This is a genomic window from Faecalibacterium sp. Marseille-P9590, from assembly GCF_017377665.1.
Taxonomy (GTDB): Bacteria; Bacillota; Clostridia; order Oscillospirales; family Ruminococcaceae; genus Faecalibacterium.
Window position 1 is genome coordinate 227659 of the sequence record NZ_JAFREF010000004.1, and the last position, 23166, is coordinate 250824.

The following is a 23166-nucleotide window of genomic DNA, read 5'->3' on the forward strand; positions in this document are numbered from 1 at the left end:
TATTCTTTAGTTCTCGGCCAGATTACCGGTATAGAGCTGGTAATACTTGCCCTTCTTGGCGATGAGCTCGTCATGGCTGCCGCGCTCGATGATGCGGCCCTGCTCCAGGACCACGATGCAGTCTGCGTTGCGGACAGTGGAGAGGCGGTGGGCGATGACGAAGCTGGTGCGGCCGTACATCAGGCCGTCCATGCCGCGCTGCACCAGAGCCTCGGTGCGGGTGTCGATGGAGGAAGTAGCCTCATCGAGGATGAGCACCGGCGGGTCGGCGACGGCTGCACGGGCGATGGCCAGCAGCTGGCGCTGGCCCTGCGACAGGTTCGCACCGTCGCCGGTCAGCATGGTGTTGTAGCCCTCGGGCAGGCGCTTGATGAAGCCGTCGGCGTTGGCCAGACGGGCTGCGGCGATGCACTCTTCGTCGGTGGCCTCCAGACGGCCATAGCGGATGTTCTCCATGACCGTGCCGGTGAACAGGTGGGTATCCTGCAGCACGATGCCCAGAGAGCGGCGGAGGTCGGCTTTCCTGATTTTATGGATGTTGATGCCGTCGTACCGGATCTTGCCGTCCTGGATGTCGTAGAAGCGGTTGATAAGGTTGGTGATGGTGGTTTTGCCGGCGCCGGTGGAGCCGACGAAGGCAATCTTCTGGCCCGGACGGCCATAGAGGTTGATGTCGTGCAGGACGGTCTTGCCCGGCACATAGCCGAAATCGACGTCCGTAAAGGTGATGTCGCCTTCCAGCTTGTGGTAGGTGGTGGTACCGTCGTGGTGGGGGTGCTTCCAGGCCCAGATGCCGGTGCGCTCGTTGGTCTCCACGAGGTTGTCGTCCTTGTCGTACTTGGCGTTGATGAGGGTGACATAGCCCTCATCGGTCTCGCTGGGCTCATCCATCATCTTGAAGATGCGCTCTGCACCGGCCAGTGCCATGATGATGCTGTTGGCCTGCATGGACACCTGGCTGATGGGCATATTGAAGCTCTTGTTCAGGGACAGAAACGCCATGACAGTACCCAGCGTGACGCCGCCCATGCCGGTGACGGCCATGGCTGCACCCACCAGAGCGCAGATGGCGTAGCTGATATTGCCCAGCTGAGCGTTGACGGGCATCATGATGTTGGCGAAGCTGTTGGCCTGCTTGGCGCTGTCCTTGAGCTTGTCGTTCAGCTCGCGGAAGCCCTCGAGGGCCTTCTGCTCGTGGGTGAAGACTTTAACGACCTTCTGGCCTTCCATCATCTCTTCGATGTAGCCGTTCACTTTGCCGAGGTCGCGCTGCTGTGCGATGAAGTACTTGCCGCTCTGCTGGGTGATCTTCTTGGAGCAGAAGAGCATCAGGGCTACCATCAGCATGGTGACGATGGTGAGCTGCCAGCTCAGCATGCACATGCTGGCAAAGACGGAAACGATGGTGATGGCGCTGGACACCAGCTGCGGGATGCTCTGGCTGAGCATCTGGCGGAGGGTATCCACGTCGTTGGTGTAGACGGACATGATGTCGCCGTGCGGATGGGTGTCAAAGTAGCTGATGGGCAGGCTCTCCATGTGGGTAAAGAGCTGGGTGCGCAGGTTGCGCAGGGTACCCTGAGTGACGTTGACCATGATGCGGGCGTTGAGCCATGCAGCGAGGATGCCCACCACATAGATGCAGCCAACGCGCACCAGCGCACCGGCCAGCGGTGCAAAGCTGGGGTCCTGCTGCTGGGTCATGGGGATGATATAGTCGTCGATAAGGGTCTGCAGGAACAGGCTTGCCTGCACATTGGCCAGCGCGCTGACCACGATGCAGATGAGCACGAGGATGCAGTGAGGCAGATAGTGCTGGAACACCTCTGCCATGATGCGCTTGAGCAGCTTGCCCGGGTTCTCGACCTTCGGACGCGGGCCTCCCATGCCGCGGGGGCCGGGGCCATGGACGACTTTTGCTTTCTGTTCTGCCATTACTGCTCACCTCCCTGCTTGTCGAAGTCGCCGCCGCCCTGAGTCTGGCTGTTGTAGACTTCCTGATAGATCGCGTTGTTCTTCAGCAGTTCCTCGTGGGTGCCGAGGCCGTTGATCTGGCCGTTGTCCAGCACGAGGATGCGGTCGGCATCCTGCACCGAGGAAATGCGCTGTGCAATGATGATCTTGGTGGTGCCGGGGATCTCCTCACGGAACGCCTTCCGGATCTTTGCGTCGGTGGCGGTATCCACGGCACTGGTGGAGTCGTCGAGGATGAGGACCTTCGGCTTGCGCAGCAGGGCGCGGGCGATGGTCAGACGCTGTTTCTGGCCGCCGGACACGTTGGAGCCGCCCTGCTCGATCCAGGTGTTGTACTTGTCCGGGAAGCGCTCGATGAACTCATCGGCGCAGGCCAGCTTCGCCACACGGATGCACTCTTCCTCGCTGGCGTTCTCGCTGCCCCAGCGGAGGTTGTCGAGGATGGTGCCGGAGAACAGGACGTTCTTCTGGAGCACCATGGAGACCTCGTGGCGGAGGACGTCGAGATTGTAATCCCGGACATCCACGCCGCCCACGCTGACAGTGCCGGTCTCGGCGTCGTACAGGCGGGGGATGAGCTGCACCAGACTGGACTTTGCACTGCCGGTGCCGCCGATGATGCCCAGTGTCTCGCCGGGCTTGATGTCAAAGGTGATGTCGTTCAGGACAGGCTGGCCGGAGCCGTGCTTGTACTTGAAGGTGACGTGGTCGAAGCGGATGCTGCCGTCCTTGACTTCCTGCACGGGAGCCTTGGCGGGGGGCAGGTCGGTCTTCTCGTCCAGGACTTCCACGATACGCTTTGCGGAAGCGGCGGACATGGAGATCATGACGAAAGCCATGCTCAGCATCATCAGAGCCATCAGGATGTTCATGATGTAGCCGAACAGAGCATTCAGCTGGCCGGTGGTCAGCGCGCCGTGCAGGATGTACTTTGCGCCGAACCAGCTCAGGGCAATGTTGCAGCCGTAAATAGCCGTCAGCATGGCGGGGTTGTTGAAGCTCAGACGGCTCTCTGCGTTGACGAACTGCTGATACAGACCCTCGCAGGCTTTGGTGTACTTCTCGTTCTCGAAGCCCTCGCGGACGAAGCTCTTGACCACGCGGATAGCGGAGACGTTCTCCTGCACGGAGGAGTTCAGGTTGTCGTAATTCTTGAAAACACGGTCAAAAATTTTGAAGGTGGGGACCATGATGCTTGCCAGCACGGCCAGCAGGAAGGCGATGGCCACCACGAAGATGAGGGCCAGAGGACCGCCGATGCTGAACGTCATGATGAGTGCGAACACCAGATGGACCGGGGCGCGCACACACATGCGCTCCATCATCTGGAAAGCGTTCTGCAGGTTGGTCACGTCGGTGGTCATACGGGTGACGAGGCCGGCGGTGGAGAATTTGTCGATGTTGGAGAAGGAGTAATGCTGGATATTCTCATACATCGCATCGCGCAGGTTGCCGGCAAAGCCGGTGGACGCCTCGGCGGCGTACTTGCCGGCCAGAATGCCCAGCAGCAGGGCGATGGCCGCTACTGCGAAGGTGAGCAGGCCGTATTTGACGATGGCGTTCATATCGCCCTTTTCAATGCCAAGGTCGATGATGAACGCCATGATGGTGGGCAGCAGGATGTCCATGACTGCTTCCAGTGCGGAAAACATCGGCGTCAGGATAGCGGCGCGTTTGTATTCGCCCAGATGGGAAGCAAGCTTCTTTATCATACTTTGAGCCTCCTTTGATAAATTGTTTGGTACGGAACAATTTTATACAAAACAATATTAAAGTCAATGCTTTTTCCAAAGTTTCGGAAAAAGTTCATATTTGTTTCACTTTAGTCCCAGATACAGTTTATTCAGCAGCCGCAGCAGCTCGGTATTCTCTTCTTCGGTGAGCAGGCCGGCCACATATTCATCGGTCTGGTGGAAGGCCCGCATGGTGTCCTCGTGGAACTGGCGGCCTTTTTCGGTGAGGACCAGCTGCTTGAGGCGGGCGTCCTGCTCCACGCTCTGGCGGGTGATGTAGCCTTTGCGCTCCATGAGCTGCAGGATGTTGGTGACAGTGGAACGGGTGATGGAGAACTCCCGCTCGATGTCCCGCTGGAACACTGGGGTCTCGGAGTGCCGGTAAAGATACTCCATGATCCAGCCGTGCATGGGGGTCACGGCCTCCACGCCATTGGTGCGGGCAATCTGGCCTATCTTGCGGAAAATAAGGTTGTTCACCCGGCGCAGCTGGGCCGGGATGACCTGCGGCGCCTCCCACGGCGGCGCGATGGGGGTGCAGGCGGGTTCAAAGGCTTGGTTCATAGTATCATCCTTCTGGTTTGACTTTTGCTGTGAATGTTCGAGCACCGAACTGTTTCACATAAAACTGTTCGATACAGGACTATTATGCTCCAAAAAAAGAGGGCTGTCAACCCTCTTTGGATGATTCGTCCCACTGGCCCAGCCCGGTGAGGATGGAAACGGCTACCTCGGGCTTATTCGTGACCACAAGCTCCGGGTCCAGCCGGAACAGCTGGCGCAGGTCGTCCCGGCTCTCCACGCCCACCGGCCAGGGCGCGACCTTGAAGCCGCGGGCGTGGGCATTGGGGATAAGGTCTTTGTCCCGGAAAAAGGCGTGGTACTCCGGCCCGACGTAATCCACCGGGAAGCCGAACTGGGCCACATAGTTCACAAAATCCGTCTGATAATAATACTGCTGCAAAATTTCGGCCAGGTTCATGCCGGGGAAGATGGAGTAGAGAAAATCGAGACGGTCTTTCAGGTAGTAGATGAGGACGCTGTTCTCTTCGTCCAGACTGCTGGGGTCTTCCAGCAGAGCGGCCGCTTCGCTGAGGGCCTGGGGGCTGGAAAGCTTCTCCACGAGAGGGTCGGTCTTCTTGAGGCCCAGTTTCTCCCAGAAGGTGGCCGGCTGGCTGAGCTGGGATTCGGGGCTGAGGGTCATGGCGCAGGTGGCCATCTGGGGCATCCGCTCTTTCACCCGGCGGAGGGCGCCGTACTCGAAGGAGGTGAGCACGGCCTTTTCTTCCAGCCCGGCGTCAAGGACGGCGTCGATGATCCGGTCCACGATCTCTTCGTCCCGGTCCAAGTAGGGCTTTAACTCAATATGTATCATCCTGAAGTCCTGCGCGACTTCCAGAACCTCTTCGAGGGTGGGGATCTTTTCACCTGCGAACTCCGGGCTTTTCCATTTTCCGAAATCCAGCTGGCGCAGGTCGTCAAAGTCCATATCCGGGATGTTGCCGTGGACGCCGGTCTTGAGGTCGGTGAGGTAGTCGTGGGCCACCACGAGATGACGATCCCTGGTGATTTGAACGTCACACTCGAAGCCGTCCGCACCCAGCGTCTTTGCCAGACGGAACGCGGTCAGCGTGTTTTCGGGGGCCAGATGGGACGCACCGCGATGGGCGATGATGAGAGGGCGCATGGCATGGACCTCCTTAAAAGACAAAAGTTGAAAAATGCGATGCCGTTACCCATGATACACGTTTTCACAAATTTCGTCAATGACGGCGTTTCGGTCAGCAAGGCAGGCAAAAATGGGGCGAAAGTACGACTTTTGCCGTCAAAACGACGAAAATTTAAGCTGGATTTTAGCACTTTTCACGAGAAAAAACCAAAAATCGGCCCATTTCTCTCCCATCTGTTTCTTCCCAACGGACAATTCCTGTGATAAGATTATAGTGTAAACGGTGAAACCTCTCCGTCACGCCTACGGCGTGCCACCTCCCCTATCGAGGGGAGGCTTTGGCATTCCGTAAAGCCTTATCTCTTCGCCAGAGGCTCCCCTCGCTAGGGGAGCTGTCGAGCGATAGCGAGACTGAGAGGTTGTTCCTACGCTGAAAGATACCTACGGAATAAGGGAAATGGAGAGTTTTGCTATGACTGAGTTCAAGCCCATCAAGGAAGGCAAGGTCCGCGAGATCTACGACAACGGCGACAGCCTCATCATGGTCGCCACCGACCGCATCTCTGCATTCGATGTTATCTTAAAGAATAAAGTCACCAACAAGGGCAAAGTGCTGACCCAGATGAGCAAGTTCTGGTTCGACTACACCCGCGACCTGCTGCCCAACCATATGCTGAGCGTGGACGTGAAGGAGATGCCCGAGTTCTTCCAGCAGCCCCAGTACGAGGGCCGCAGCATGATGTGCCGCAAGCTGACCATGCTGCCCGTCGAGTGCATCGTCCGCGGCTACATCACCGGAAGCGGCTGGGCCAGCTACCAGAAGACCGGCAAGGTCTGCGGCATCCAGCTGCCCGAGGGCCTGAAGGAGTCCGAGAAGCTGCCCGAGCCCATCTACACCCCCTCCACCAAGGCTGAGATCGGCGACCACGACGAGAACATCTCCTACGAGCAGAGCATCGACGTGCTGGAAAAGCTGTTCCCCGGCAAGGGTGAGGAGTACGCCACCAAGCTGCGCGACTACACCATCGCTCTGTATAAGAAGTGCGCTGAGTATGCCCTCTCCCGCGGCATCATCATCGCCGACACCAAGTTTGAGTTCGGTCTGGATGAGGAGGGCAACGTCATCCTCGGCGACGAGATGCTGACCCCCGATTCCTCCCGCTTCTGGCCGCTGGAGGGCTACGAGGCCGGCCACGGTCAGCCCTCTTTTGATAAGCAGTTCGTCCGCAACTGGCTGCTGGCCAACCCCGACAGTGATTATGACCTGCCGCAGGACGTCATCGACAAGACCATCGCCAAGTATGAGGAAGCCTACGAGATGCTGACCGGCAAGAAGCTGTAAGCACTTCCATAAATTCAACAGCTGCCGCCCGCTTTGTGGAAAACGAAGCGGGCGGTTTTTGTGCGGAAAAGTTTTTCCTCTTGAACGGCGCAGTGGGCAGTGTTACAATAACACAAGTAATGGGCAGAGAAACGGCCCTTTGTGTGAGAAGAGAGTGCCGCGCGGACGGCGAAAGGAAACAGTCAAATGGAGATCAGCACGCGGGAAAAGACCTTGCAGATCGTCAGCCGATACGTTATCATCACCCTGAGTATCAGCATCATGACCATCGGCGTATACTTCTTCAAATTCCCCAACAACTTCGTCTTCGGCGGCGTGACCGGCGGCGCGGCCCTTGTGGCAAAGCTTACGCCTCTGTCGGCCTCAGCTTTTTCATCCTGCGCCAATATCCTCCTGCTCATTCTGGGCTGGATATTCCTCGGCAAGGATTTTGCCATCAGCACCGGATGGGCTACCGTCGTCATGACGGCAGAGCTGGCCCTTTTTGAAAAATATGTTCCCCTCAGCGGCCCCCTGTCCGACCAGCCCATGCTGGACCTGGTCTTCGCCATCGCCCTGCCCGCCATTGCGTCGGCTCTGCTCTTCAACGTGGGCGCGTCTTCCGGCGGCACCGATGTCGTCGCCCTCATCCTGAAAAAATACGCCCATATGAAGAACACCGGCGAGGCGCTTTTTATCACCGACCTCGCCATGGTGCTGGCAGCCTGCTTCGTCTTCGACCTCTACACCGCTCTCTACTCTTTCGTGGGTCTGACGGTCAAGAGCCTCGTCGTCGATGCCGTTCTCGAGCAGATGAAGATGTGTAAGGCCATCCTCATCATCTGCGACGACAAAGACCCCATCTGTGACTTCGTCATGCGCAAGCTGGTGCGCGGTGCGACCTATACGCCCTGCTACGGTGCCTATACCGACCGGCCCCACTACATGATCTATACGACCCTCACCCACCGCGAGGCATTGCAGTTGCAGGCATTTATCCATAAGGAAAACCTCAACGCCTTTATCTCGATGCTCAGCACCACCGAGGTGTTCGGCAAAGGCTTCAACCACGCATAAACAGAATCGAACCTTACAGGGCACCTTCGTTGATCTGATTGGACGGCGAGGGTGTCTTTTTATCTGCGTTTTTGCCACTCAGCTCTTCGCGGAGCAGCTTGGTCAGGGCCAGCGTCGCCTTGGAGCGGTAGTCGGTGGTGGGGGAGAGCAGGGCCAGCCGGAGGTAAAGCCCCTGCGACCCCAGCGAGAGGTAGACGACATCCGGCTCTTCGACGATGCAGGAGCGGTAGGTGAAAGCCAGAGCAAGGCCAACCCGTGCCATGGATGCGGCAAATGCGGCGGTGATGTTGTCGTGCTTCGATTTCAGCCGCAGGCCGTAGGCTTCGAACGCACTTCGGATCAGGTGACCCAGCATGGTATCCTTGCCGCTGAGGATGCACTCATGGCGGGTGACTTCCTCCATCGAGACGCGGAGCCGCCCGGTCTCGTCCATGTGGGCCTGCTGTAAGATCGGGTGGTCTTTGGTGGCGACCAGCAGCACCTCGTCCCGGTAGAGGTATTCCATCTGGATGCCCTCGGTGCTGACGATGGGGTAGGCGGAGAGCGCAAGGTCCAGCTCGCCCTCCCGGATCTTCTCCACCAGATTCATGCTGTTGCCCTCGTAGATGTTGATGGTAGCCCGAGGGTTCTGGTCGTAGAATTTTTTCAGGATGGGCGGGATGACATAGCTGCCGCGGAAGGAGCTGACCCCGAAGAACACGGTGCCGCCGACGGTGTTCTCGTTGTCCCAGAACTCCTGCTGGGCCTGCTGGTACTCTTTTAAGATGTGCTTAGCGTGACTCAGAAAAACCTTGCCGGAAGGGGTGGGGCGGATACCCTTGTTGGTGCGCACGAAGATGGGAGAGCCAAGCTGCGCCTCGAACTGGCGCAGGAATTGGCTCAGGCTGGCCTGCGCGATGTACAGCCGCTCGGCGGCTTTCGAGATGCTTTGCTCTTCGGCAAGGGCGTTCAGATAGTATAGTTCGCGGAGATCCATGACAATTCCTCCAAAAACGACAGAAATTTCTTTTTCTCTATCGGTTTTGCCTATAGGGGCTATTATAAAAACAGGACTTTTCCAATCACAGAAATGATTATATACTAAAATCACCAGAACTTCAACTGCAGATGAGGATTCTTTTGTACAGGATCATGATGGAAAAGAGGTAAAACATGAGCGTATATCCAATGAAGGGCGTTATTGATATGCACGTCCACACCAATCCGGATCTTCGACTGAGAGCGTATGACGATCTGGAGCTGACGGATGCCGCGGTCAAGGTGGGCGCAAGAGCCATTGTCATCAAGACCCATCAGGGTACGACGATGGACCGGGCTTATCTGTGCAACCATTATAACAAGATCGTCCATGGTGACAAGGACTTTACCATGTTCGGCAGCATCACCCTGAACCATCCGGTCGGCGGCCTGAATCCGGCGGCGGTCGAGGTCGCGCTGAAGCTGGGAGCCAAAGTGGTCTGGCTGCCGACACAGCACGCCCAGAACCATCTGGCAAAGTTCGGCAAGAACCCGGACGATGGCGTGAAGGTGACCGAGAATGGAAAAATTGTTCCCGAGATGAAGGACATCTTCCAGCTGGTCAAGGATTATGACGCAGTACTCGGCACGGCGCATATTTCCCCCGAAGAGAGCTTCATCGTCTGCGATGCAGCCCGCGCTGCCGGTGTCAAGAAGCTGGTCGTCACCCATCCGGAATGGTGGGTCGTCGACATGAGCATCGAAGACCAGAAACGGATCGTCAAGGATTACGATGTTCTGCTGGAACGCTGCTATGCACAGAACATGGGCGGCGGCAAGTACAAGAGCAATCTGCCCGAAAACCTCGAGGTCATCCGTGAGGTCGGCTATAAGAACGTGCTCATCAGCACAGACGGCGGTCAGACCGAGAATCCTCACTGGGAGATCGCGATGCAGCAGTATCTCCAATATCTGTCGGATCATGGTGTGCCGGACGAGCAGATCTATTATATGTCGCACACCATTGCGGCAGGCTTGCTCGGCATCGAGTAACGCCGAAGAAGTGGAATAAGGAGGATGTTCCATGCAAAGTGCTGTTATTATCGCTGCCATCGCACTGGCAGTCTTTCTTGGCTATAAAACCAAGATCAATACGGGTTTCTTCTGCATTGTATTTGCATATTTTATCGGCTGTTTCTGGCTGGATCTCAAGCCGAAAGCTCTGATTGCATTCTGGCCGACGAACACGATGTTCGTCATCATCTCCGTTTCGTTGTTCTATAATGTTGCAGCAGCCAATGGCACGCTGGAAAAGATTTCCCGCTCGCTGCTGTATGCCTGCCGTAAATTCCCGGGAATGCTGCCATATGCACTGTTCGCCGTTGCTGTCATCCTGTCGGTCATGGGTGCAGCGTACTTCACGGTTCTGGCATTCCTCGCTCCCATCACGCTGCTCATCTGCGAAGAGTCCAAGATGGACAAGCTGACCGGTGCAGTCGCCATCAACTGCGGCGCATTGGCGGGCGGTGATTTCCCGACGGCTGCGCTTGGCGTTATCTTCCGTGGTCTGATGGACAGCTCCTATGAGGCAGCTCCCGAACTGGAAGCCATTGATTCTTTCGTGACCTGCCTGAAAATGTTCGGTCTGGCAGTCCTGTTCTCTCTGATCCTCGTTACGATTTTCCGTTTTGCACTGCCTGCAAACCGCAACATCGGCAAAGATATCAAGTTTGAAAAACCGGAAGCATACACCACCGCACAGAAGCAGACGCTCTATCTCATGGTCGCGATGATGGCAGTCGTTCTGGTTTTCCCGCTGCTCAAGCTGCTGATCCCCGGCAATGCGGTCATCAAGCTGGTTGCAGGAAAGATCGACGTCGGCTTGGTCGCATTCGTCTTCGCTGTCATTGCGCTGCTGATGAAGCTTGCTCCGCAGAAGGAGATCATCGCTCGTGTTCCTTGGAATACTATCCTGATGATCGCCGGAGCTGGTATGCTGATCGCCGTTGCAGTTGAGGCTGGAACCATTGACCTGCTGTCCAACTGGATCGGCAGCAACGTTCCGACCTTCCTGGTTCCGATCGCATTCAGTCTGGTCGGCGCAGTCATGAGCTTCTTCAGCTCTACCACCGGTGTTGTCTGCCCGGCTCTGTTCCCGCTGATCCCCGGCCTGTCCGCAACGACGGGTCTGGGCGCAGCCAATCTGTTCACCTGCACGGTTCTCGGCGCGCAGAGCAGTGCAATCAGCCCCTTCTCTTCCGGCGGTTCCCTGATTCTGGGTTCCTGTGGCAATGAGGAAGAGCGCAGCAGCCTGTTCAACCGTCTGCTGTTCGTCGCAACGCCTATCAGCATCGGTGTTGCAGCTATATTCAACCTCATCGCTTCTATGGTTCTGTAAAAGTCTGATTCACTCCGGGGAGGGGAGGCTCCCCTTTTCCGGAGTGCCTTTTTGAGAGAGTATAAGAACGCAAATGTGTGAAAAAAGGAGAGCACCATGCTGAAATTATACGATAACGGGATCTACCTCGTAAACGGCGAGACCATCTGCTCCTGTCCTGAGGAAGTGGCCCAGAAGACCGGCCGCACCGTAGACGCAAAGGAAGCTGAGAAAGGCACTATGGCCTACGGTATCCTGCAGGCCCACAACAAGAGCGGTGACCCCGACCAGCTGCAACTGAAGTTCGACTCGATGACCAGCCACGACATTACCTATGTCGGCATCATCCAGACGGCCCGCGCTTCCGGCATGAAGCAGTTCCCGCTGCCATACGTCCTGACCAACTGCCACAACAGCCTCTGCGCTGTCGGCGGCACCATCAACGAGGACGACCACAAATTCGCCCTGTCCGCCGCTCATAAATACGGCGGCATCTACGTCCCTACCAACATGGCCAACATCCACAGCTACAACCGTGAGACCATGGCCGGCGGCGGAAAGATGATCCTCGGCTCCGACTCCCACACCCGCTACGGTGCACTGGGTACCATGGCGGTCGGCGAGGGCGGCGGCGAGCTGGCCAAGCAGCTTCTGGGCCGCACCTATGACTTCGCTCGTCCGCAGGTCATCGCCATCTACCTGACCGGCAAGCCCCGCCCGGGCATCGGTCCCCACGACGTGGCTCTGAGCATCTGCGGTGCCGTCTATAAGAAGGGCTATGTCAAGAACAAGGTCATGGAGTTCGTCGGCCCCGGCATTGCCGGCCTGCCCATCGAGTATCGCAACGCCATCGACGTCATGACCACCGAGACCACCTGCTGGTCCTCCATCTGGGTCACAGATGAGGAGACCCAGCGTTACTACACTATCCACGGCCGTCCGCAGGACTTCAAGAAGCTACAGCCTGCGGAGGTGGCCTACTACGATGGCTGCGTCTACATCGACCTGAGCACCATTGAGTCCACCATCGCTATGCCGATGCACCCCTCCAACACCTACACCATCCACGAGCTGCAGGCCAACGCTGCCGACATCCTGCACGCTGTACAGGAAGAGGCCAACAAGCAGATCAAGGGTGCCAAGATGAATCTGGACAGCAAGTTTCACGATGGTGCCATCTGGGTCGATCAGGGCGAGATCGCTGGCTGCGCCGGCGGCACCTTCGACAACATCTGCGCCGCTGCCGACATCCTGCGGGGTCAGAGCTGCGGCAACGGTGCCTTCACCCTGAGCATCTATCCGGGTTCTATGCCCGCCCTGGCCGAGCTGCTCAAGAATGGCCGTGCCAACGATCTGGTCAACGCCGGTGCCATCATGCGCGAGTGCTTCTGCGGCCCCTGCTTCGGTGCAGGCGACTGCCCGGCCAACGGCGAGTTCTCCATCCGCCACACCACCCGCAACTTCCCGAACCGCGAGGGTTCCAAGCCGGGCGAGGGTCAGATGGCTGCCGTTGCCCTGATGGACGCCCGGTCCATCGCGGCCACCGCAGCCAACGGCGGCAAGCTGACCGCTGCCACCGATCTGGACGTGGAGTATACGAACCCTGAGTACCACTACAACGCCTCCCTGTACGAGAAGCGCGTTTACAACGGCTGGGGCCATGCCGAACCGGATGCCGAGCTGCGCTTCGGCCCGAACATCAAGGACTGGCCCGAGATGCCTGCCCTGACCAACGACCTGCTGGTCAAGGTCTGCTCCTACATCACCGACCCCGTCACCACCACCGACGAGCTGATCCCCTCCGGTGAGACTTCTTCCTATCGCTCCAACCCCGAACGTCTGTCGGAGTTCGCTCTGAGCCGCCGCGATCCCCAGTACGTCTCCCGTAGCAAGGTCATGCGCCAGATCGAACGCGACCGCGAGGCGGGCAAGGCCCTTCCCGAGGAAGTCCTGAACGTCTATGCTGCCCTGACTAAGGCTGGTGTGAAGAACGATCCCGCCCACACCGACATCGGCTCCACCATCTTCGCCAATATGCCCGGCGACGGTTCCGCCCGTGAGCAGGCCGCTTCCTGCCAGCGTGTCATGGGTGCATCCGCTAACTTTGCCAAGCAGTACGCCACCAAGCGTTACCGCTCCAACTGCATCAACTGGGGCATGACGCCCTTCCTCGTAGAGAACCCCGAGGTGTTTGAACTGGGCGATTACATCTTTGTGCCCGGCATCCGCGAGGCAGTTCTCGAGAACAAGGCCAGTTTTACTGCTTACGCCGTCAAACCGGACGGCACCGTGACCGCCTTCCCGGTCTCCACCGGTGCCCTCACCGAGCCGGAGCGTCAGATCATCGCCGACGGCTGCCTCATCAACTACTATCGGAACAACCAGTAAGCAACCATTCTCCCAGAGAATGGTTCAAGATTGGATCTGACGATTTTACAAACGTCCGGTCTTAAGGTATCATAGTTTCAGAGTCGGTCTGCTGCTCTCCGAAACCGGGGAACGGTGGATCGGCATTGTGGTGGTTCGGAAACTATGCCAAAATGGAATATGTCTTGTGTACAAGAGAAATTTTTGGCGATTCTTAACGAATATTAAGACTGACGCTATGCCTTTTGTAAGATTGTACGATTATGATAGAACCATCAGGAGCGGCGCAGTGAGGCGCTGCCCCGCAAGTACGGTATAACGATTGAAGAAACCACCTGCCAAGGAGGAAAAAAGCATGGAGATCAAGAAAGCAGCCACGGCTGGCACTCTGGAATCCAGCGACTGCATGGTGACCGTCGAGCCGGGTGAGGGTAAGATCGATTTCTCCCTCGAAAGCTCCGTCATCCATCAGTACGGCAACCAGCTGCGCAAGGTCGCACTGGAGACCCTGAAGAATCTGGACATCGACAACGTCCGCATCACCATCGTGGACAAGGGCGCACTGGACTGTACCCTGAAGGCCCGCATCGAGGGCGCGGTGTTCCGCTCTGTTGACCAGTATGAGAATCTGCCTTGGGGAGGTGCCATTCGATGAATAATCCGAACAAGAAGCGCCTGCGCCGCACAATGATGTTCCTGAATGCGCAGAAGCCCGGCCTCATCAAAGACCCTTACATCTATAAGGCCGACTCCCTGATGCTGGACCTCGAGGACGCTGTCGCCGAAAACCAGAAGGATGTCGCCCGTTTCAGCCTGTATCACGCCCTGAAGACCGTGGATTACCGCGGTGCAGAGCGGGTCGTCCGTATCAACGGTCTGGACACTCCCTACTGGCGTGAAGACATCCGTGCCTGTGTGGCCGGCGGCTGCGACTCCATCCGCATCCCCAAGACCGAGCACGCTGAGGATGTCCACCGCGTGGCTGCTGCCATCGCCGAGGACGAGAAGACCTACGGCCGCCCCGAGGGCGAGGTGCTGATCATCGCCGCTCTGGAGTCTGCCCGCGGCGTGATGAACGCTCTGGAGATCTGCGAGAGCGATGAGCGTCTGTTCGGCATCGCACTGTCCGGCGGCGACTACACCAAGGACCTGCAGACCCACATCACCGGCACCGGCATCGAGCTGATGGGTGCCCGCCAGCAGATGATCATTGCAGCCCGCGCAGCAGGCGTGCAGTGCTTCGACACCGTCTACACCGACCTGAAGGACATGGACGGCTTCCGCAAGGACGTCGAGAACATCCACCTGATGGGCTTCGACGGCAAGTCCATCATCAACCCCCGTCAGATCCCCATCGTCCACGAGATCTTTACTCCCACCCAGAAGGACATCATCTTCGCTGAGAAGGTCGTCAAGGAGATCGACTCCAAGAAGGCACTGGGCATCGGCGTCTTCACCGTTGACGGCAAGATGATCGACATCGCCTTCTACGACGGTGCAAAGCGCACCATCGATCTGGCAAAGGCATCCGGCGTGTATAAGGGGGATTTGTAATTATGTTGAACGCAGTCGGCAGAGAAATTCCCGAAGAGATCCTCGAGCGCACCGGCAAAGAGGTCTTCCAGGGCAACAATTATAAAGACGGCAAGGCCTTCCAGAAGGCCAGCCCGAAGGTCACCCCCGTGATGCGCAATGACCACGACAAGATGGTCAAGGACATCCATGAGGCTCTGGTCAAGTGCAATGCCCACGACGGCATGACCGTCTCCTTCCACCACCACTTCCGCGAGGGCGACCTCGTGGTCTGCATGGTCATGGAAGAGATCCACAAGATGGGCTTCAAGAACATCACCCTGAGCGCAAGCTCTCTGGGCAAGGCTCATGACGCCCTCGTCCCCATGATCGAGGACGGCACCATCGTCAACATCGAGTCCTCCGGCGTGCGCGGCAAGATTGGCGATGCTATTTCCCACGGCAAGCTGAAGGGGCTGGCCACCATGCGCAGCCACGGCGGCCGTGTCCGCGCCATTGAGACCGGCGAGACCCATGTGGACATCGCTTTCATCGGCGCACCCTCCTGTGACGAGTACGGCAACTGCTCCGGCATGGGCGGCAAGACCAACTGCGGCGTCCTGAGCTATGCTTACGTGGACGCTGAGATGGCTGACTATGTCGTCGCTGTCACCGATTGCCTCGTGGACTACCCCAACTACCCCGCAGAGATCAACCAGACCAAGGTGGATTACGTCTGCGTCGTGGACCAGATCGGCATCCCCGAGAAGATCGCTACCGGCGCTGCTAAGCCCACCACCGACCAGCGCAAGATCCTGATGGCCGAGTACTGCACCCAGGTCGTTGCAAACACCCCGTACTTCAAGGACGGCTTCTCTTATCAGACCGGTGTCGGCGGCGCATCCATCGCCTCCACCATCTCTCTGTCCAAGATCATGGAAGAGAAGAACATCCATATGGGTCTGGGCGTCGGTGGTCTGACCAAGCCCATGTGCGAGCTGCTGGACCGCGGTCTGGCTCGCAAGCTGGTCGATACGCAGGACTTCGACCTGGACGCGGTCAACAATGTCCGCACCAACCCCAACCACTTCCCCATCTCTGCTGGCGAGTACGCAAGCCCGATGAACAAGGGCGCTTTCGTCAACAAGCTGGATTACGTCATTCTGGCCTCTCTGGAAGTGGACACCCACTTCAACTGCAACGTCGTCGTCGGCTCCGATGGCATCATCACCGGCGCACAGGGCGGCCATCCCGATACCGCACAGGGTGCAAAATGCACCATCGTCATCGCTCCTCTGCTGCAGGGTCGTATCCCGGCCATCTGCACCGACGTGACCACCGTCACCACCCCGGGCGAGAGCGTGGACATCGTCGTCACCGACTACGGTGTCGCCGTCAACCCCCGCCGTCCCGACCTGCTGGAGGCTCTGAAGGCCGCTGACTGCGTGCCTCTGAAGACCATCGAGGAGCTGCGCGACATCGCCTACTCCATCGTCGGCGAGCCGGAGAAGGTCCAGTTCGGCGACCGCATCGTGGGCATCATCGAGGCCCGCGACGGCACTGTCATGGACGTCGTCCGCGAAGTCAAGCCTTTCTCTTTCCGCGAAGATTGAGTGATATAGCGTAAAAGCGGGAATGTGGCTTGCCAACCACGCTTCGGAATGGATTCACGGAGATTCCTTCGCTCTTCTCACCCCCGCTTTTGCGGCTAAATATGCACACAAACTTCATGCGATTCTCCTTTTTCAAGGTTTTGTGTTTTATACCGGCATAAAACCAGAGAGCAGCCAACTGCACCGCGCGCAGTTGGCTGCTCTTCTTTGTTTCTATGAAAAAATAAATGACGCTCTTACGGCACGAAACGATAGCCGACGCCCCGGATGGTGATGATGTGCTGGGGCGTGCGGGCGTTGTCCTCGATCTTGCTGCGCAGGCGGTTGATGTAGACCATGATGGCGTTGTCGTCCACAGCGATGAGGTTGCCCCATATCTGCTCGTATATCATATCCTTGGTGAACACCTGCTGCGGGTGACGCACGAAGAGCAGCAGCAGGCTGCGCTCTTTCTCGGAGAGGTTCAGCTCCACATTGTTTTTATAAAAGCGCATGGTGGTGGTGTCGCAGAGGAAAGGCCCGCAGCTGATCTGCTGGTTGTTCTCCTGCGAGAAGCTCTTGCTGCGGCGGATGAGGGCCTTGACCTTTGCGCCCAGAATCTGGGGACGGAAGGGCTTGGTGACATAGTCGTCGGCGCCCAGCGAGAGGCCGTACATGAAATCGTAGTCCTCGTTGCGGCCGCTGATGATGATGACCGGCGTGGTGACGCCGTTGCGCCGGATGGTCTGGATGACATCGAATCCCTCCATGTCGCCCAGCGTGATGTCCATCAGGATCATATCCAGCGTGCTGCTCTGCCGCGCGATGAGGTCCAGCGCCGCCGCGCCGCTGTTGACGACGAGAGGGTCCATCTCATTGCTTATCATAACTTTCGATAAAAGTTTGCAAATTGCTGGATCGTCGTCTACAATAAGAACATGATACGACATGATAACTCCCTGCACTTTTCTGACCGGAAAATTTGTTTCACTTGTGATAAATAAAATTATAACATTTTTAGACAGGAAGAGCAAGACCGCCCCAAAGGAGGACTCGATATGAAGGAGAACGCCCCGAAAAAGATACGCTTCCAGACGCTGCGCACCCTGTGGGTGCCGCTGGCCATCGGCGTCGTCACGGTAGCCGCACTGGCTGTCGTGGTGGGTATGGTATGGAAGGACTACCGCACCGCCATGATGGACAGCCAGACCCGGCAGATGGAGCTGGTGGTGCAGAGCACCGCCGACAGCATCCGCGTCCTGCTGGAAGAATACGCCGACCGGCTGGACTCCATCGCCGGAAAAGCGGAGGCCAGCAAAGCGTTCCGCCCCACGGTGGCCCGGAGCGATACCATCCGGGACGTCTGGCTGGAAAACAGCAACGGCGAGGTCATCTACAGCTGCTACGGCCTCAGCGCCGTCTGCGATGTCCTCATCACCCGGACGGAGGACATCTCCTACTGGCAGTACCACAGTGGCGGCGAGCACTATCTTGTGATGAAGAAGAAGGCCGGGGGTGAGACAGCCTGCCTCGTGGTAGACTCCACTGTCATGTATCAGCAGCTCATCTCGGAGATCCATGTCGGCAGGAACGGCTACATCATGATAAAGAATGACGATAACCTTGTGGTCATGCACCCCGAAGCCGTTCAGTGGGGCATCAAGGTCGTGGAGGGCCGCCAGCGCATCTATCAGGGGAAGGAACTGGACATGAGCAGTTTGAGTGAGCTGCTGCGCGCTCAGCAGGAAGAGGAATCCGGCACACTGGACTACTACTCTTACTGGTGGGCCGACCCGGATCTGCCCCGGGTGCATAAGATAAGCGCCTTTCGTCATCTGGACGTGGGGGGCAGTTTCTGGATCGTCAGCGCTGTGGTGGACTACGACGATTTCTACGAGCCGGTACAGCAGAGCTTCGTGAAGGTGGTCCTCATCTTCGGCGGCGTGGCGCTGGTGCTGGTGCTCTTCATGTTCCAGATGTTCCGGCTGCAGGAGCGTGACCGCCGCAGCGCGACCGAGATCAGCAATCTGAAGACCCTGAACCAGACCCTCGAAGAGCTCCACCGCAGCGAAGAGTCGCTGGCCCACGACCAGCGGCTGCAGATGATGGGGACCCTCACCGGCGGCATCGCCCATGAGTTCAATAACTTCCTGACCCCCATCACCGGCTATGCCGACCTCATCATGGCCGACGCCGACCCGGGCAGCGAAATTTATGACAACGCGATGGAGATCAGCGAGGCGGCGCAGAAGGCACAGGAGGTCGTGAAACAGATTTCCTCCATGAGCCGGAAAAACGTGGAGACGGTCTACGACGCCGTGTCGGTGGAGGGACTGCTCCATCGGACCCGGAAACTGGTGGAGACGAACTGCCCGAAGAACGTGGAGCTGAAGGAAGAAAATGAGCTGAGCGGTGAATGCGTTCTGGGCAATGCGACCCAGCTGCAGCAGGTGCTGCTGAACATCAGCATCAACGCCATCCACGCCATCGGCGCTGCGGGCGGAAAGCTGACCATCCGGGGCAGTGTCGTGCCGCGCAGTGAGCTGGCGGCGCTCTTCCCGGAAGAGAAGATTTCCGAGGAATGGTCGAGCTACGTCTGCCTGAGCGTCACCGACACCGGCTGCGGCATGGACAAGGAGACGATGCAGCACATCTTCGAGCCCTTCTTCACCACAAAAAAGACCGGCGAAGGCACCGGCCTCGGCCTTGCGCTGGCGGACCAGATCATCCGCACCCACCGGGGCCGCATCCGGGCGGAGAGCACCATCGGCAGAGGCACGACCTTCTATGTCTATCTGCCGGTGCTGGAGCAGCAGCAGGAGCGCGAACAGCTGCAGTGGGGCGTGGACAGCAAGCTGCGCATCCTGGCGGCGGACGACAACAACAAGGTCCTCGACCTGCTGGACAAAGACCTCAGCGCGCTGGGCCTGAGCGTGTCCACCTGCTCCCGCCGGGGCGAGCTGCGCCAGCTGCTGGAGCAGCAGCCCTTCGACGTCCTTGCCATCGACGAGAGCCTGATGAGCAGCAGCGGCGTGGATTTCTGCATGGCCATCCGGGGCCGCTACCCGGGCATGACCCGCATCGTGATGACCAATGCCCCTACAAGGGAGATCGTGGACGCCCGCAGCCACGGCGTCATCGACGGCTATGTGGTAAAACCTGTGTCGGCGTCTACGCTGCTGGCCCAGATACGGAGCAGCCGGAAAGAATAAACAACGCAAAAGGCGTCCGAAAGGACGCCTTTTGCGTTGCACTCTATTGTATCCAACCTTCCATACGCAATCTTACAGGATATTAAGGAATTTCTTAACAAACCGTAACGAGAAGGGCTTTGGGCTGTAAGTTTGAGTCTGTATACTGGAACCATAACGAACGGGAATGATTCCGGAGGATAAAACGGAATGCATCCCCGGCAAATGAAAAAAGGAAAGGAAGTACAAACCCATGAGTGATACGATCCTCGCTCTGCTCGGCTTTGCAACGGTGATTGCGGTCATCGTCCTGCTGCTGCGCAATGTCACGGTCCCTGCACTGGCATTCGTCAGCGTCTCGACCATCACCGCAGCCATTCTGGTGGCTACCGGTGCTTTCACCCTGGATGAAATGGCTGGCTTTATCAAGGAGGGCGTCAAGGGCGTCCACGGTACGGCTGTCCTGTTCATCTTCTCCGTCCTGTTCTTCGGCGTCATGACCGATGCAGGTATGTTCGACAAGATCATCGGTGCGCTGATGAAGAAGGTCGGCAACAACGTCGTCGGCGTTGCTCTGATGACCTGCCTCATCGCCATCATCGGCCATCTGGACGGCGGCGGCGCTTCCACCTTCCTCATCACCATCCCCGCCATGCTGCCCGTCTACAAGCGCCTGCATATGCGCCGTGAGACCCTGCTGCTCATCTGCGTCACCGCAATGGGCGTCATGAACCTGATGCCCTGGGGCGGCCCCACCATGCGCGCCGCAAGCGTCATCGAGATGGAGCCCAATGACCTGTGGTTCCAGCTCATGCCCATGCAGGTCGTCGGCTTCGTGCTGGCCATCGGCACTGCCATCTTCTGGGGCCTGCAGGAGAAGAAGCGCATCGCAAAGCTCGGCGATGCCATCGTTGCTGAGGATGCCGACAAGTACGACGACTCCGACGACGGCAAGAAGGACGAGACTCTGGCTCGTCCCCAGAATTTCATCTTCAACGTCATCCTGACTCTGGCCGTCATTATCGTGCTGGTCATGGACATCTTCCCCTCTTACTACGTCTTCATGGTCGGCTGCGCTCTGGGCATTCTGGTCAACTACCGCGGCAAGAAGCTGCACAACTCCATCATCAAGAGCCACGCTTCCGCTGGCCTGAGCATGGCTTCCACCATCCTGTGCGCCGGTGTCTTCCTCGGTGTCCTGAGCAAGAGCGGCATCATGGAAAAGATGGCTATTATGATGGCCAACGTCATCCCCACCTCTCTGGGCCGTTTCCTGCCCATCATCATCGGCGTCCTGAGCGTGCCTCTGGCTCTGCTGTTCGATACCGACTCCTACTTCTACGGCCTGCTGCCCGTTCTGGTCAGCGTCGGCAACCAGTTCGGCGTCAGCCCGGCTCACATTGCCATCGCAATGGTCGTCTGCCGCAACTGTGCTACCTTCATCAGCCCGGTGGCTCCCGCTACCTATCTGGGCATCGGTCTGGCCGGTGTCGAGATCAAGGACCACATCAAGTACTGCTTCGGCTGGCAGTGGGGCGTTTCCATCGTCTGCCTCGTCGCTGGTCTGATCCTCGGCGTCATCCACTTCTGATAAACTGAGCTCCCGCCCGGCTGCCCTTCGTTGGACGGCCGGGCATTTTTGCAGGATACTTTTTACCACTTTTTCCCAAGGAGGCTGCTGCAATGCGTGAGACCCCAGTCTGCACCGCGGCCGATGCCATCTACAAGCTGGCGGCGGGCAATCTGAAATACCTGAACGCGGAAAACGGGAGCGGCGATATTTCCCGCCGTATCCGGATGTCTACCTGGGCGAAGGGCCAGTCGCCCTACGCCATCATCGTCACCTGTTCGGATTCCCGGGTCATCCCGGAGAACATCTTCTCGGCGGGCATCGGTGAGCTGTTCGTCATCCGGCTGGCGGGCAACATCATCGACGACCACCAGCTGGGCAGCATCGAGTACGCTGCCGGCCATCTGGGCTGTCGGCTGGTGGTGGTGCTGGGGCACACCCACTGCGGTGCGGTGGATGCCGCCATCAACCACGAGCCCTCCGGCTATATCCGCTACATCACGGACGAGATCAAGAAGGCCATCGGGGATGAAACAGACACCTACAAGGCCAGCTGTCTCAATGTCCGGCACAGTGTGCAGGAGATCGAAAAGAGCCTGTGCATCCATAACATCGAGGAGGAAACGGGCCTGCGGGTCGTCGGTGCGATGTACCACATCGAGGACGGCAGCGTCGAATTCCTGTAAGGAACTCCCAGCATTGCGGCGGAACGGCCCTTTCCCAGACCGGGAAAGGGCCGTTTCCTCTGTTTGACAATCCGGCCTCGTTCGCTTATACTGACAGCGGAAAAAGAAACCGACGGAGGGACGGAATATGGTACAGGTAGATTTGATCACGGGATTTCTCGGGGCAGGGAAGACCACCTTCCTGCGCAGATACGCAGCATGGTGGGCCGGGCAGGGCGTCAAAGTCTGTGTACTGGAAAACGACTTCGGCGCGGTGAACGTGGACGCCATGCTCCTGCAGGACCTCGAGGCGCAGGGCGTGGAGCTGGAGACCATCAGCGGCGGCTGCGACTGCGACACCCACCAGCGCCGGATGCGGACAAAGCTCATCTCCATGGCCATGCGGGGCTTTGAGCGGGTCATCGTGGAGCCCAGCGGCATCTTTGACGTGGACGAGTTCTTCGACGTGCTGCGGGACGAGCCGCTGGACTGCTGGTATCAGCTGGGCAATGTCATCGCCATCGTGGATGCCCTTCTGCCGGAAGAACTTTCCCCGCAGGCAGAATATATCCTCGCTTCCGAGAGTGCATGGGCGGGCAGTGTCCTCCTGAGCCGCTGTCAGCTGGCCTCTGACGCGCAGAAGCAGGGGGCAGAAGCCCATCTGGCCCGTGCGCTGGAAGCCTGCAAGTGCTCCCGGAAGTTCGGCCCGGAGGAGATCATTGCGAGGGACTGGGCCGATTTGACCGGCGACGATATGGCCCGCATCGCAAAGTGCGGCTACCGGCAGGCCAGCTGCGAAAAGCTTCACTTCGACGCGCACGATGCTTTCACCTCGGCCTACTTCCTCGAGCTGGGTCTGCCCCGTGCTCAGCTGGAAAAGAACATCCCGTCCCTCTTCACCGATCCCGCCTGCGGAAATGTCCTCCGTGTGAAAGGCTTCGTGGAGGATGATGGTCAGTGGTATGAGTTGAATGCTGCCGCCGCCGGTCTGACGGCGGCCCCCATCCCGCAGGGACAGCAGGTGCTCATCGTCATCGGCGAGGGGCTGGACAAGGCCCGGCTGGAAGAAGACTTGAGACAATGAGTTTTCCACAATGAAACAGATCATTGTGCAATATTGATTGCGCCGACCCTCCTGCAGCGTTATAATAGAGAAAAATA

20 protein-coding genes are annotated in these 23166 nt (G+C 58.2%); 14 read left to right on the forward strand and 6 right to left on the reverse strand.

What is annotated here, in order from left to right; translation table 11 throughout:
• Positions 1–6: 6 nt before the first annotated feature.
• From J3349_RS07245 to J3349_RS07260, 4 genes are all read right to left on the reverse strand, one after another.
• On the reverse strand, positions 7–1935 hold the full coding sequence (locus tag J3349_RS07245) for an ABC transporter ATP-binding protein (RefSeq protein ID WP_158402617.1): 1929 nt from the start codon (positions 1933–1935) through the stop codon (positions 7–9).
• The gene (locus tag J3349_RS07250) at positions 1935–3686 is read right to left on the reverse strand and encodes an ABC transporter ATP-binding protein (protein ID WP_207676930.1); all 1752 of its coding nucleotides are present in this window, start codon (positions 3684–3686) and stop codon (positions 1935–1937) included. Before J3349_RS07250 ends, J3349_RS07245 begins: the two co-directional genes overlap by 1 nt.
• Positions 3687–3791: 105 nt before the next feature.
• Positions 3792–4271, reverse strand: coding sequence for a MarR family transcriptional regulator (locus tag J3349_RS07255; RefSeq protein WP_149793643.1), 480 nt, complete (start codon positions 4269–4271; stop codon positions 3792–3794).
• 106 nt (positions 4272–4377) lie between these two features.
• Complete coding sequence (locus J3349_RS07260) at positions 4378–5394, reverse strand: glycerophosphodiester phosphodiesterase family protein (protein WP_207676931.1); 1017 nt, start codon at positions 5392–5394, stop codon at positions 4378–4380.
• Between J3349_RS07260 and J3349_RS07265 the strand changes: the two genes are divergently transcribed.
• From J3349_RS07265 to J3349_RS07275, 3 genes are all read left to right on the forward strand, one after another.
• Complete coding sequence (locus J3349_RS07265) at positions 5371–5640, forward strand: hypothetical protein (protein WP_207676932.1); 270 nt, start codon at positions 5371–5373, stop codon at positions 5638–5640. The genes J3349_RS07260 and J3349_RS07265 overlap by 24 nt on opposite strands.
• 208 nt (positions 5641–5848) lie before the next feature.
• Positions 5849–6718: a phosphoribosylaminoimidazolesuccinocarboxamide synthase gene (locus J3349_RS07270; RefSeq protein WP_149793646.1), complete on the forward strand. Its 870-nt coding sequence runs from the start codon at positions 5849–5851 to the stop codon at positions 6716–6718.
• Between the two features lie 186 nt (positions 6719–6904).
• Complete coding sequence (locus J3349_RS07275) at positions 6905–7774, forward strand: YitT family protein (RefSeq protein ID WP_207676933.1); 870 nt, start codon at positions 6905–6907, stop codon at positions 7772–7774.
• 13 nt (positions 7775–7787) lie between these two features.
• Here the strand turns inward: J3349_RS07275 and J3349_RS07280 are convergent, their stop codons facing one another.
• Positions 7788–8750: a LysR family transcriptional regulator gene (locus J3349_RS07280; RefSeq protein ID WP_207676934.1), complete on the reverse strand. Its 963-nt coding sequence runs from the start codon at positions 8748–8750 to the stop codon at positions 7788–7790.
• A gap of 176 nt (positions 8751–8926) precedes the next feature.
• Here J3349_RS07280 and J3349_RS07285 point away from each other — a divergent pair, with 176 nt between their 5' ends.
• From J3349_RS07285 to J3349_RS07315, 7 genes are all read left to right on the forward strand, one after another.
• Positions 8927–9784, forward strand: coding sequence for a DUF6282 family protein (locus tag J3349_RS07285; RefSeq protein WP_207676935.1), 858 nt, complete (start codon positions 8927–8929; stop codon positions 9782–9784).
• A 31-nt stretch (positions 9785–9815) separates the two neighbouring features.
• Positions 9816–11129, forward strand: a complete 1314-nt coding sequence (locus J3349_RS07290) for an SLC13 family permease (RefSeq protein WP_207676936.1) — start codon at positions 9816–9818, stop codon at positions 11127–11129.
• Positions 11130–11225: 96 nt separating this feature from the next.
• Positions 11226–13496, forward strand: a complete 2271-nt coding sequence (locus J3349_RS07295) for a hydratase (protein WP_207676937.1) — start codon at positions 11226–11228, stop codon at positions 13494–13496.
• 334 nt (positions 13497–13830) lie between these two features.
• Entirely contained in the window at positions 13831–14130 is a 300-nt protein-coding gene (citD, locus tag J3349_RS07300) for a citrate lyase acyl carrier protein (protein WP_158396300.1), read from the forward strand.
• Positions 14127–15029, forward strand: a complete 903-nt coding sequence (locus tag J3349_RS07305; RefSeq protein WP_207676938.1) for an aldolase/citrate lyase family protein — start codon at positions 14127–14129, stop codon at positions 15027–15029. Before citD ends, J3349_RS07305 begins: the two co-directional genes overlap by 4 nt.
• Before the next feature lie 2 nt (positions 15030–15031).
• Positions 15032–16600, forward strand: a complete 1569-nt coding sequence (gene citF / locus J3349_RS07310) for a citrate lyase subunit alpha (protein WP_158387601.1) — start codon at positions 15032–15034, stop codon at positions 16598–16600.
• Between the two features lie 22 nt (positions 16601–16622).
• The gene (locus J3349_RS07315; protein WP_207676939.1) at positions 16623–16874 is read left to right on the forward strand and encodes a hypothetical protein; all 252 of its coding nucleotides are present in this window, start codon (positions 16623–16625) and stop codon (positions 16872–16874) included.
• Here the strand turns inward: J3349_RS07315 and J3349_RS07320 are convergent.
• Positions 16837–17529, reverse strand: a complete 693-nt coding sequence (locus J3349_RS07320; protein ID WP_149793652.1) for a response regulator transcription factor — start codon at positions 17527–17529, stop codon at positions 16837–16839. The two genes, J3349_RS07315 and J3349_RS07320, sit on opposite strands and share 38 nt — an antisense overlap.
• Positions 17530–17637: 108 nt before the next feature.
• On the opposite strand from J3349_RS07320, the gene J3349_RS07325 reads away from it, so the two are divergent.
• The 4 genes from J3349_RS07325 (at position 17638) to J3349_RS07340 (ending at position 23089) form a co-directional block, all read left to right on the forward strand.
• A complete protein-coding gene (locus J3349_RS07325) occupies positions 17638–19791 on the forward strand; it encodes an ATP-binding protein (RefSeq protein ID WP_207676940.1) in 2154 nt (717 codons plus the stop codon).
• Positions 19792–20023: 232 nt separating this feature from the next.
• Positions 20024–21361: a citrate:proton symporter gene (locus J3349_RS07330; RefSeq protein WP_207676941.1), complete on the forward strand. Its 1338-nt coding sequence runs from the start codon at positions 20024–20026 to the stop codon at positions 21359–21361.
• A gap of 92 nt (positions 21362–21453) precedes the next feature.
• Positions 21454–22026: a carbonic anhydrase gene (locus J3349_RS07335; RefSeq protein ID WP_207676942.1), complete on the forward strand. Its 573-nt coding sequence runs from the start codon at positions 21454–21456 to the stop codon at positions 22024–22026.
• 127 nt (positions 22027–22153) lie between these two features.
• Positions 22154–23089, forward strand: a complete 936-nt coding sequence (locus tag J3349_RS07340; protein WP_207676943.1) for a GTP-binding protein — start codon at positions 22154–22156, stop codon at positions 23087–23089.
• Positions 23090–23166: the final 77 nt, after the last annotated feature.